Here is an 11,867-nt window from a genome sequence, read left to right on the forward strand (position 1 = left end):
GATCGGGGTCTCGGGAAGATCGGGGGCGGGCAGCCTGCCGAGGCCCTCGGCATTGCGGCCGGGCCCGCCGCGACCGACGTAGCCTTCGACGACGCCGAAGCGGTCCGAATGGTCCTGCCACTCCTGCCGGTATTCGACGATCTCCTCATGGGTGCGGCCCACGAAGTTCCACCACATGACGATCTCCTCGGTGAACGGCTCCCCGCCGAGGAGGACGAGGCGGGCCGGGGTCTCACCGCGGTTGGCGATGCGCAGCTCATTCAGCCCGACCCCGGTGTAGCCGATCGCGGCGACCGGAAGGGCGACGTTCTCAAGCGCGACGTCGCCGGCGTCGACGAGGAGGCCGTGCTCGAAGTCGGGGTTGACCGGCAGACCGACGCTTGCCCCGGGGTCGAGCCGGATCTCCGCGCCGAGGAGGGGCGAATGGGTCGTCACCGGGGACGACTCGCCCCACAGCTCCCCGAGGAAGACGAGGAACTCCCCACCGTCGAACGCTCTGGCCTGCGGGGCGTAGTGCTCGAACTCGCGCTCCTTCTGGTTCCGGGAGGAGTCGGGCAGCGCCAGCCACAGCTGGACGCCGTGGAGGGTCGTCGTGTCCTCCGTCGAGACCTCGGAATGGCAGATCCCGCGTCCGGCGGTCATGAGGTTGACCTCGCCGGGCAGGACGAGCCCGGCATTGCCGCCGGAGTCGATGTGCTGAATGGCGCCCTCGAAGAGCCAGCTCACGGTCTGCAGACCGGTGTGCGGGTGCGGCGCGACGTCCATCCCACCGGAGGGGGCGACATCCTCGGGGCCGTAGTGGTCGATGAAACACCACGGTCCGATGAGGGAGCGCTGCCGCTGCGGCAGCGTGCGGCGGACGGTCATCGCGCGCGGTCCGCCGAGCGGAACGTCGCGGGCGGTGATGATCTCGACAGGAGCCCGACCCTGCTGATCGCACTGCGGACCCGGCAAGCCCCCTGACCGGCAGACCACCTGGTCCGGGCGGGTCTCGACGTTGCTCATGGACACCTCCACTCCTGCCTGCTCCGACAGATCCTCCCCCGCCGAGGCGGTCGACCCGACCGAGGTTGCCTCTATGGTGCCACCAGGGGGCACGTCGTGCGCGACCGGGTCCCGCCTCGGCGCGGGATAAGGCGTCGAAGTCGTTGCGATCTCAACAATCCCACACATGTAAGGTTGCGTCCAGAGGCGGCCCGCTGGGCCGAAATCGCAGAGAGGCAGACCCATGCGCACTCCCATTCCCGACTACCTCAACGAGATCCTCGACGACCTGCGCGACGACGACCGTGGCGCCGTCGCGGACTACATCCCCGGACTCGCCGCCGCCGATCCCGACCGCCTGGCCGTCGCCCTGACGACGGTCGAGGGGCGCACGTACGCCGCCGGCGACAGCGACGTCGAATTCACCATCCAGTCGATGTCGAAGCCCTTCGCCTACGCGGCGGCGCTGACCGACCGGGGAACGGCCTTCGTCGACGGTCGCATCGACATCGAACCCTCCGGTGAGGCGTTCAACGAGCTCTCCCTCGAGACGGGCACCTACCGGCCGAAGAACGCGATGATCAACGCCGGCGCGATCACCGCCCACAGCCTCCTCGTCGGTGAGGGGGCGAGCCGGGACCAGCGGGTCGCGCGGGCCCTCGCGTTCTTCTCGACGCTGGCCGGCCGGCAGCTGCGCATCGACGAGGAGATCTACGAATCGGAGCTCGAGACCGCCGACCGGAACCTCTCGATCGCGCACATGCTCCACAACTACGGGATCATCGAGGACGACGCCCACGAGGCGGTCGAGGGCTACACGGCGCAGTGCTCGATCCTCGTCACGGTCTCCGACATCGCGACGATGGCCGCGACCCTGGCCACCGGCGGAGTCCAACCGGTCACCGGGGAACGGGTGATCGCGAAGCCTGTGGCCCGGCAGACGCTGTCGGCGATGGCGGCGGCGGGCATGTACGACGCGGCGGGTTCGTGGTTCAGCGATGTCGGGATCCCCGCGAAGAGCGGGGTCGCCGGTGGCCTCCTCGGCGCACTGCCCGGCCAGGTCGGGCTCGGCGCGTTCTCCCCGCGGCTCGACGAGCACGGCAACAGTGTGCGCGGCGTCGAACTCTTCAGCCGGATGTCCAAGGACATGGGCTTCCATCTCATGGAGGTCGAGACGACGGGGTCGCGGGCGCTGCGCGAGATCCGCACGGCCGGGGACACGACGACCGTCGACCTCCAGGGCACCGTGAACTTCAGCGGCGCCGAGGCGATCCTCTACGAACTCGACGACACGGCCGCACCGTCGGGCGCCGTGGTCTTCGACGTCAGCCGGGTCGACGCGTTCACCGACGTGGGTCGTCGCATGGTGCTCGAGGCGATGCGCCGGCTCACCCTCGACGGACTCGAGGTCGGGCTCTTCGACCCCGAGTCGAAGCTGCCCGACCCGGACATGGGCGACGGCAACCACCCGTTCGACGCCTCCTGAGGCGCGGGATATCTCACCTCGCCGCGGCGCGGTGTGGGTGAGGCGCCGAGGCGCTCGCTCACGCCGAGGCGCCGGCTCACTCCGGAGCAGCCGCCAGCGGTTTGAGCGGCTTGAGTTTGCTGACGAGCCCGAAGAGCTGATCGGCTTCGGCATCGGAGAGCCCGGAGAAGCCGTCGAGGATGATCGCAGCGTTCGTCTGCGCCGCCTCGTCGCGGAGAGCGACGCCCTTCTCGGTGAGCTCGACGAGCACCCCGCGCTGATCCTCGGGATCCGGGGTCTGGGTGACGAGACTGCGGGCCTCGAGTCGACGGAGGAGACGGCTGAGCGCGCTGCGACTGAGCACCATGAGCTGAAGCAGATCGCGCTGGCGGATCTGCTCGTCCGGCGGAGTGTTGATGAGCGCGTCGAATTCGTTGACGGTGAGGTCGTGGCGGTCACGGAAGTCGGCGGAGAATCGCACGATGAAGTCCTGATGCTTCTCCATCATGAGGCGCCATGCGGCGATCTGGATCGGAGCGATCTTCCTGAGGATGGTGCTCACGGGCGTCGTCTCAGTCATCCTGGCCCCTCACTTCCCCTGCGCGCAGACAGCTCGAGGGTCTGTCGCGCCCGGGTCCGGGATTCGCCGGATGATGCGCGCAAGACGCCGCCGCAGGGGCGGAGATGAGCGTCAGAGAGGCGGAACGGACGGGAAGCGACATATCGACTCCTGCAGACATTCGGGCACGGCACTGTGATGGCGAATCGGCAATCCCACTTGCAGGTAACCAACAATCCTGCTTGTGAGGTGGAGATGGTAGCGGAGATGAACTCTTCTCAACATTTGTTGCCACGACAACATTTTCATTGTTCAATGGAACTGTTCGGCATTCCGACGGGCGTAGTGCTTCGCGGAAGGCCGACAGCCCCACGAGTGAACCCGATGCATCCCCGCACCTTCCCCGCTTCGGGCTGACGGTGCGGCGCCCGGGAGGGCGTCGCACCTCAGAACTCCTTCCCAGCATATCCACCGTTTCTGCCTTGTCCAGGCAATCGCGCGTCCGCGCGCGCCTCTCACCACGGATTTCTCGCACGAGGCCTTCGGTTTCCGCTGACAAGCACCGACCGCCTCGGCGAGGGATGATTCCCCCACCGAGGCGGTCGTCCGGTCGTTCGCTCAGCTCCGCGACGCGGGTGCCATCTCCTGCCCGGCGCCGGCCTGGGCTCGGGCCTTCCGGCGCGCTCGCCAGCCGAGGATGACGTCGAGGACGAGGAAGGCGACGAGGCTCAATCCGACCAGCGGCAGGAAGAGTCCGATGCCGACGGCCGCGACGACGACGAGGGCCACGCCCCACCACGGTGCCTGCTTGAGCGCGCCGCGCGCCGGGGCGATGCCGAAGCGGCGCGACGGGTCGTGCTTGGGCCGGCGCTGCCACCACATCGTGTATCCCCACACGACCATCGAGGCGATTCCGATGGCGAGGAAGAAGAGCACGATCTGGTTGGGCAGACCGAACAGGGTGCCCATGTGAAGGTCGATGGCCACGCTCGTGAGCATCGCCGCGACCCCGTAGTCGGAGAATTCGACGCGGTCGGTCTCGGCCATCGTCTCCATGTCGTAGGCCACCGACACCGTGCCCGTGTTGTCCGGGTAGTTGTGCTGGTAGCGCTCGACGAGCCAGGCGGTGTCCGCGTCGGCCGGCGGCACGATCTCGATGTAGGTCGTCGTGAAGCCGGCGTTCTCGGCCATCGAGGAGATCATGTCGAAGTCCGCGGGGCTCGGGGTGCCGGCCGGAGCCGCCTCGGTGCCCCCGGATGCGGCACCGTGCCCGGCATGGGCACCGCCGGCGTCGGCCGCCTCGGCGTCGGTGTCCTCACTGAGTTCGGTCGAGATCGACGGCGTCGTCCAGTTGAGTGCTTCGCGCAGCGCGCCGACGTTCCCGCCGCCGAGCTGCGACCACGTGATCCCGGTGGCGGAGAGGAAGAGCATCCCGACCGCGATCCACACTCCCACCGAGGCGTGCCACGACAGGGTGCGGCGCAGCCCCTTGTGCTTGCGGGAGGGCTTGAGCATCGACCTGATCTTCTTCGCCTTCCGCGCCCGCACGATCCACAGGCACAGTCCCGCGGCGGCGATGATCCCCAACCACGAGGCGGCGAGTTCGCTGTAGTACCGGCCGACGTCGCCGAGGTGGAGGTCGGTGTGGAGGCGGGAGATCCACGTCCGCACCGGCAGGGTGCTCGACGCCGCGTACACGGGAAGGTCGCCCTTCACCTCGGCGGTCGTCGGGTCGACGAAGATCGTCCGGTAGTCACTCGAGTCGAGCGTCGGATCCTCGTACATGACCCGGGTCGTCATGCCCGGTTCCGGGGCAGGACGCACGGTGGCGATCGTCTGGCCCTCCCCGATGTACGCGTTCGCGGATTCGACCTGGTCGGACAGCGGCAGCGCCGGTCCCTCCGTCGAGGCGGTGAGTTCGTCGGAGTAGACGACGCGCTCGATCTGCGGGCTGATCGCGTAGACGGCGCCGCTGAGGGCGGCGATGAGGATGAACGGGCCGACGAGGATGCCCGCGTAGAAGTGCAGGCGGCGCAGGAGCGAGGAGAACCACGGCTGCCGGCGGTCGGAGACAGTCCGCCGGGTGGGCGGCTCGGTGGCGGTGCCCGAGTTTTCGGGCAGGGGTGATGACAGTCCTGTCATGGTCAAGCTTTCTGTGTGGAATGGTCGGCGAAGGGCGACTTCGCCTGCTCGGCGGCGGTTCCGGGCGCACGCGCGGCATCACCGTGGCACAGAGAAAGTCGTGGCACGGCGATGCCACGGCATCGGGCCGGGCGGCCGAGCCGTGGAGGTCAGTGATCAGAAAGCGGGAAGCGGGGGTCCGCGCCGGAGCACCGGTGAGCGCAGGACGCCTAGCGGTGGGGGCACGAAATCGCTGACCGGGACGGCCAGACGGGGGCGCTCGGGCAGCGCACGAACCGTGCCGAGGGCCGGCACGAGGGCGCGGACGACGAGGCGGACGAAGGCGAGCAGCCGGGCCGGGAGGACTTCTGCCCAGTAGATGAGGGCGATCGTGACGATCGCGGCCACGCAGTGCATGATCGTCATCGGCACAGAGAAGTGCGAATGCATTCCGCTCATCTGTCCCGCCGAGGCGGCCATCTGTCCGGCCATCGCCCCCGAGCCGTCCATGCCCGCATGGTCCATGGCCTGACGTTCGACGGCGGTGGCGCCCATCGCCATCGGATGCATCGGGGTGAAGACGGAGAAGAGTCCGTGGAAGAGCCCCTGGCTGACGAAGACCGAGGGCACGAGTCGGGCCAGGGTCATCCGCCGTCCGGCGAGGAGCACGCAGACGAGCATCGAAAGCGCCAGCGGCGCGATGATGCCCATGAGGGTCGGCATCGACCCACCGCCGAGGAGGTGGGAGGTGAGCGCGAGGAAGGTAGCGGCAACCGCGGCGGCAGCGCCCCGCAGGGCGCGCTGGCGGCGCCTGTCCTTCCTCACGCCCACCATTGTCACATGAGCGGGCGGGTGTCCCTCACCGTCCCGACGGGATGCTCCTCACCGCCCCACCCCGCCTCGGCGAGGGACCTTGTCCTCACGCGAAGACGGGTTCGAGGGCCTCGAGACGGGGAACGTCGACGCCGAGGCGGCGCGCTTCGGCGAGGACTCGGCGCGGATACATCGCCGTCATCTCCGGATTGCCGTGCGCACTGGCGAGCACGAGCCGCATGAGGTGGCCGTAGAGGTTGTCTCCGCCGAGGAGGCGGCGCAGACCGAACGCGACCACGCCGGTGGGCAGGGTCCGGAACGCCTTCGCCCCGACCCGGCGCACCCCGCCCTTCGCCTCGAGCACAGCCGTCATCTCGTCGATGAGCTCGACGGTGAGCTGACTCGCCGTCGCCGAGCGGACGTAGGCGTCGAAGCCTCCCGCGGTGCGGATGCCGGCCATGAGTCCCGCATCGAGGATGAAGTGGAACCACAGCCAGCTGCGGAAATCGGCGACCTCGGTGACGGAGAAGCCCGCCCCCTCGAACAAGGTGCGCACGGCCCGGTGCCGTGCGGTCGGCTCCGCGGAGTCGATGAGTCCGAGCGTCACCGCCTTGACCATGCCTCCGCGCAGCGTGTCACCGAAGTACCCGCCGCCCCCGCCGGGAAAGCCCCACACGACCTGATCGCGCGGGACCCCGGCGACGACCTCGGTCGGTTCGTCCCAGACGTTGGAGAAGACGAGCAGGGTCGCCGCGCCGAGGCGGTCGCCGATGTCGGCGACCGCGCCCTCGAGCTGGTCGGGGTTGACGCTGAGGACGACGAGATCGTAGTCATGTCCCGCGGGCAGGTCCTCGCGGAGGGTGACCGACCATCGTTGCCGCACGGGCCGACCCCCGCGCACCGACCTTCCGTCCCTGATGTCGAGGTCGACAGACGGACCGAACTGGGCGGCCCGCCCGGGACGGACGAGGAAATCGACCTCGTGCCCGGCGCGCTCCAGCGCCCAGCCGTACAGCGTCGAGATCACACCGCGTCCGATCATGAGAATCTTCATCTCCGCACTCCTTCTGTGAGCCTCCACCGGCATCCGCCGGGCGACCCACCGCGTTCCGGGCTCCTCACCCGTGAATCCTCACCGCCTCCGACTGTTCCGGAGCGGCCTTTCCACTTAGGCTAAGACCACACGCGGAGCGAGCATTCCGCTCCGCGGGGAAGTGAGAGCAGAAATGAGCGAGACGACTCAGATGGCACCCGACGGAACGCGGGAACCGACCCTGCGAGCGGACGCCGCGGCCAACCGTGCCCGCATCGTCGCCGCCGCCCGGTCGCTCTTCGCCGAACGCGGACTCGACGTGCCGATGAACGCGATCGCCCGCCGGGCCGGAGTCGGCATCGCCACGCTCTTCCGCCGCTTCCCCGATCGCAGCGCTCTCATCGCCGAGGTGTTCGCCACCCAGATCGACCGCTGCGAGATCGTCCTCGCCGAGGCCGCCGAGGACCCCGACCCCTGGCACGGCTTCACCCGTTTCATCTCCGTGGTCTGCCGCATGCAGATCGAGGACCGTGGGTTCACCGAAGCCCTCCTCACCTCGCTTGCGAGCACTGCCGACGTCGACGCCAAGCGCCGCGACGCCGAAGCCGCCTTCACCCTCCTCGTCGACCGCGCGAAGACCGCCGGCATGCTGCGCCCCGACTTCGCCGTCAGCGACCTCACCATGCTCATCCTCGCCAACGGCGGCCTCACGAGCGCCCCGCACGCCCACGCCCACGACCTCTCCCGCCGCCTCGTCGCCTACCTCCTCAGCGCCTTCGGCACCGAGCGTGCGCGTGCCGCGGGCTCACCCGAGGACTCCCCGACCGCCGACCTGCGCGGCGGCCGTCCGCTGCCGCCGCCGAGCCGCCTCGGCATCGACGCCCTCTACTCGTCCCCCGAGGCCTGAGCACCGCTTCCCGAATCCCCGACGCAGCTGTCGGGACCGCAGCACCGCTTCCCGCTCATCAACCCCGGGTCTTGCATCCGACGAATAATCCTATAGGATCTTTGAAATAGGAACTGGTTCGAAGGGGAGCTCGTGGCCCGATTGTTCAATGACCCGAATGACTTCGTCGCCGATATGTCGCGCGGACTCAGCCTCGCCGCCGCGCGCTGGGTGCGCGCGGTGCCCGGCGGGGTCGTGCGCTCGACCCGCGCTGCCGCACCGACCGTCTCACTCGTCATCGGCGGCGGCAGCGGACACTTCCCCGCGTTCTCCGGTCTCGTCGGTCCCGGCCTCGCCCACGGCGCGGCGATGGGCAACGTCTTCGCCTCCCCGTCGACGAAGCAGATCCTCTCCGTCGCCCGCGCAAGCGACCAGGGCCGCGGCGTCCTCTTCAGCTACGGCAACTACGCCGGCGACGTCCTCAACTTCGACCAGGCCCAGGAGCAGCTGCGCGCCGCGGGCATCGACACCCGCACCGTCGTCGTCACCGACGACATCTTCAGCGCCCCGGCCGACGAGATCGACCGCCGTCGCGGCATCGCCGGGGGCCTCGCCGTCTTCAAGATCGCCGGCGCCGCCGCCGAAGCGGGCCTCGACCTCTCCGAGGTCGAACGCCTCGCCGCCTCGGCGAATGACCGCACCCGCTCGATCGGCGTCGCCTTCTCCGGCTGCACCCTGCCCGGCGCCGACGCTCCCCTCTTCACCGTCCCGGACGGGCGCATGGCCGTTGGCCTCGGCATCCACGGGGAACCCGGCATCGACGACGTTCCGCTGCCCTCCGCCTCGGAGCTCGCCGAGCTCCTCGTCACCCGGCTCCTCTCCGAGGCGCCCGTGACGTCGGGACGGATCGTGCCCATCCTCAACGGCTTGGGCACCGTGAAATACGAGGAGCTCTACCTCCTCTACGGACTCATCGACCCGCTCCTGCGCGAAGCCGGACTCGTCATCGTCGACCCTGAGGTCGGCGAGTTCTGCACGAGCTTCGACATGGCAGGCCTCTCCCTCACTCTCGTGTGGCTCGACGACGAACTCGCGCCCCTCTGGGACGCACCCTGCTCCTCGGCGGCCTTCACCCGCGGCGCCCTCGGCGTCGCCCACGAGAGAGTCGAGGACGACGACGCGACGACGGCCGACGCAGGAGACCGAGAGACCGCGACCCGAGACACCGCCGACCCAGACACCGCCGCGCCCGACACGTCCGCGCCGGCGGCGGCAGGCGGCGATGCCGGCGGCCCCCGCTCCACCGCCCGGTCGCGCGCGCTGGGCCGGGAGATCGCAGCGGTCCTCACCCGCATCGCCGGCGCCGTCGACGACGCCTCGGACGACCTCGGGCACCTCGACAGCATCGCCGGCGACGGCGACCACGGGATCGGCATGCAGCGCGGCTCGAAGGCCGCGGCCCTCGAAGCCGAAGCGGCCGCCGCCCACGACCAGTCGGCCGGCGCCGTCCTCCGCGTCGCCGGTGAGGCCTGGGCCGACGTCGGCGGCGGCACCTCCGGCGCCATCTGGGGGCGCATCCTCAGCTCACTCGCCGCAGCCGTCGACGACGACCCCACCCCCGAGGGCGTCGCCGCCGTGCTGGCGACCACCCTTGACGACGTCCGCGCGTTCGGAAAGGTCGAGGTCGGCGACAAGACCCTCGTCGATGCCCTGGCCCCCTTGGCCGACGAATTCGCCGAGGCGGTCGCCGAAGCCGCTGCCCCCGGCTCGGACAGCAGCGATCGAGCCGGCACCGGCCCGCTTCCCCGCGTCGCCGCAGCCGCCGCCCGCGCCGCGCATGCCGCCGACCGCGGCGCCGACTCCACCGCCGAGCTCGTCGCCCGCCGCGGCCGCGCCCGCTCCCACGGGGACAAGAGCCTCGGCACCCCCGACCCCGGCGCGGTCTCTCTGGCGATGATCGCCTCGGTGGTCGCCGAGGAACTCACCCGCCGCGCCGCCCCACTGACGACATCGCCACCCCTGGCGCCCACCGAAGGAAAGGCAACCCGATCATGACACTGCGAGTGGTCGTCGGCTCCGACGACGCGGGGTTCGACTACAAAGAGGTCATCAAGGCCGACCTCGAGGCCGATGAGCGCATCTCCGCGGTCACCGACGTCGGCGTCGACGCACAGTCGCACACCTTCTATCCCTCGATCGCCACCGCCGCCGCGGAGATCGTCGCGCGCGGCGACGCCGACCGCGCGATCCTCATCTGCGGGACCGGACTGGGCGTGGCGATCGCGGCGAACAAGGTCAAGGGCATCCGCGCGGCCACCGCACACGACTCCTTCAGCGTCGAACGCTCCGTGCTCTCCAACGACGCCCAGGTCCTCTGCATGGGCCAGCGCGTCATCGGCGTCGAACTCGCCCGGCGCCTGGCACACGAATGGATCGGCTACACGTTCGACCCGACGAGCGCCTCGAACGACAAGGTCGCCGAGATCAGCGCATACGAGTCCCGCTGACCCATGGACGCGGTCACCTCTCCCCTGCCCGATCGGCTCCTCGGCACGAGCCTGAAGATGTACTTCGGCCACCGGCAGACCCTCGACTGGCTCGCCGAGGTGACCGCGCTGACCCGTGACCACCCGGCGGTCACCTCGGGTGCGACAGGGCTCTTCCTCCTCCCGCAGTTCCCCTCGATCCCTGCGTGCCTCGCGGCCGCAGGCCCCGTGCTCATCGGCGCGCAGAACGTCGCCGCCCACGACTCCGGGGCCTGGACCGGCGAGGTCTCGGCCGCCGTGCTCGCCGAACTCGGGTGCCGGTTCGCAGAGATCGGGCACGCCGAGCGCCGCCGCCACTTCTCCGAGACCGAAGGCCTCATCAGGGAGAAGACCGCGACCGCCCTGCGTCACGGACTCATCCCCGTCCTCTGCGTCGGGGAGGTCGACGCGGTCCCGGCTGAGGAGGCCGCCGCCGAGGTGATGGTCCAGATCCGCTCGGCCCTGCCGACCGCGACCGCCGAGCTGCCCCGCCCGCTCACCGTCGTCATCGCCTACGAACCGGTGTGGGCGATCGGGGCCGCCGAGCCGGCGGATCCCGACCACATCGCCGCGGTGTGCACCGTCGTGCGCTCGCGCACCCGCGCCCAGTACCCCGGCCTCGACTTCCGTCTCATCTACGGCGGCAGCGCCCGACCCGGCCTGCTCACCCGCCTCGGAGCTGCCGTCGACGGTCTCTTCCTCGGACGCTTCGCCCACGACCCGGCAGCGCTCCCGGCGATCCTCGACGAGCTCCCCGACGTCATTAAGCTGTCCCCATGAGTTCACTCCCCGAGATCCGCCGCCCCGACATCGAGAGGCGCGGCCTGCGCGACCACGTCTACGATCACATCCTCGAGATCCTCCTCACCGGTGAGCTGACCGCCGGCGAGCGCGTCTCCATCGACGGCCTGGCCCGGCTCCTCGACGTCTCCCCGACGCCCGTGCGCGAAGCCCTCGTCGACCTCGAGCGCACCGGCCTCGTCGTCCGCGAAGCCCTCCGCGGCTACCGGGTGGCACCGCCGCTCGACCGGGAGCAGCTCGACGAGCTCTTCGTCGCCCGTGAGACCATCGAGACCGCGGCGACACGGCTCGCCACCCCCGCCGACGACGCGTTCCTCCGTGCGCTCGAGGACGCCCACGCCGAGCACGAGAAGTCCGGCGTCCGCGTCCGCGAGGCGGCCCGCACCGCTGCGGAGTCGGCCGAGGATCCCGACGCAGCCCGGCACATCGAAGTCGCCGCCGCGCAGGACTACTACGCGAAGGACCGCGCGTTCCACAGTGCCATCCTCGAGAGCTGCGGCAACCGCTACCTCATGAAGATGTCGGCCGACCTCGGCGCCCAGGTCCACCGCCTGCGCCAGGCCCTGCCCCACGGCATCACCGACGTCGACGAGGCGATCGCCGAGCACCGCGCGATCCTCGACGCCTTCGCCTCCCCCGACCCCACCGCCCCCGAAGCCGCGATGCGCCATCACCTGCGC

General features: G+C 70.2%; 11 protein-coding genes. 6 read left to right on the plus strand and 5 right to left on the minus strand.

The annotated features are described in order from the left end of the window. Positions 1–1,005, minus strand: a 1,005-nt coding sequence (locus FFS20_RS16850; RefSeq protein WP_137826937.1) for a pirin family protein, incomplete at its 3' end; no start/stop codon positions are given. Positions 1,006–1,228: 223 nt separating this feature from the next. Between FFS20_RS16850 and FFS20_RS16855 the strand changes: the two genes are divergently transcribed. Continuing rightward, on the plus strand, positions 1,229–2,470 hold the full coding sequence (locus FFS20_RS16855) for a glutaminase (protein WP_137826938.1): 1,242 nt from the start codon (positions 1,229–1,231) through the stop codon (positions 2,468–2,470). Positions 2,471–2,546: 76 nt separating this feature from the next. Here the strand turns inward: FFS20_RS16855 and FFS20_RS16860 are convergent, their stop codons facing one another. From FFS20_RS16860 to FFS20_RS16875, 4 genes are all read right to left on the minus strand, one after another. Then, the gene (locus FFS20_RS16860) at positions 2,547–3,029 is read right to left on the minus strand and encodes a MarR family transcriptional regulator (RefSeq protein WP_137826939.1); all 483 of its coding nucleotides are present in this window, start codon (positions 3,027–3,029) and stop codon (positions 2,547–2,549) included. 597 nt (positions 3,030–3,626) lie between these two features. Next, entirely contained in the window at positions 3,627–5,150 is a 1,524-nt protein-coding gene (locus tag FFS20_RS16865) for a PepSY-associated TM helix domain-containing protein (RefSeq protein WP_137826940.1), read from the minus strand. A 156-nt stretch (positions 5,151–5,306) separates the two neighbouring features. After that, the gene (locus FFS20_RS16870) at positions 5,307–5,963 is read right to left on the minus strand and encodes a hypothetical protein (RefSeq protein WP_249356919.1); all 657 of its coding nucleotides are present in this window, start codon (positions 5,961–5,963) and stop codon (positions 5,307–5,309) included. 85 nt (positions 5,964–6,048) lie between these two features. Then, on the minus strand, positions 6,049–6,996 hold the full coding sequence (locus FFS20_RS16875; protein WP_137826942.1) for a 2-dehydropantoate 2-reductase N-terminal domain-containing protein: 948 nt from the start codon (positions 6,994–6,996) through the stop codon (positions 6,049–6,051). Between the two features lie 172 nt (positions 6,997–7,168). On the opposite strand from FFS20_RS16875, the gene FFS20_RS16880 reads away from it, so the two are divergent. The 5 genes from FFS20_RS16880 to FFS20_RS16900 all read left to right on the plus strand — a co-directional run. Then, on the plus strand, positions 7,169–7,882 hold the full coding sequence (locus tag FFS20_RS16880; RefSeq protein ID WP_137826943.1) for a TetR/AcrR family transcriptional regulator: 714 nt from the start codon (positions 7,169–7,171) through the stop codon (positions 7,880–7,882). Between the two features lie 132 nt (positions 7,883–8,014). Beyond that, complete coding sequence (locus FFS20_RS16885) at positions 8,015–9,916, plus strand: dihydroxyacetone kinase family protein (protein WP_137826944.1); 1,902 nt, start codon at positions 8,015–8,017, stop codon at positions 9,914–9,916. Continuing rightward, positions 9,913–10,368 carry a ribose-5-phosphate isomerase gene (locus FFS20_RS16890; protein ID WP_137826945.1) on the plus strand — a complete coding sequence of 152 codons (456 nt, stop codon included), beginning with the start codon at positions 9,913–9,915 and terminating at the stop codon, positions 10,366–10,368. The genes FFS20_RS16885 and FFS20_RS16890 overlap by 4 nt, the downstream gene beginning before the upstream one ends. A gap of 3 nt (positions 10,369–10,371) precedes the next feature. Beyond that, positions 10,372–11,166 carry a triose-phosphate isomerase family protein gene (locus FFS20_RS16895; RefSeq protein ID WP_137826946.1) on the plus strand — a complete coding sequence of 265 codons (795 nt, stop codon included), beginning with the start codon at positions 10,372–10,374 and terminating at the stop codon, positions 11,164–11,166. Then, a partial coding sequence (locus FFS20_RS16900) for a GntR family transcriptional regulator (RefSeq protein WP_137826947.1) occupies positions 11,163–11,867 on the plus strand: 705 nt, incomplete at its 3' end. The genes FFS20_RS16895 and FFS20_RS16900, both read left to right, overlap by 4 nt.

The sequence above is a fragment of the Brevibacterium sp. 2SA genome, from assembly GCF_005502845.1.
GTDB lineage: Bacteria > Actinomycetota > Actinomycetes > Actinomycetales > Brevibacteriaceae > Brevibacterium.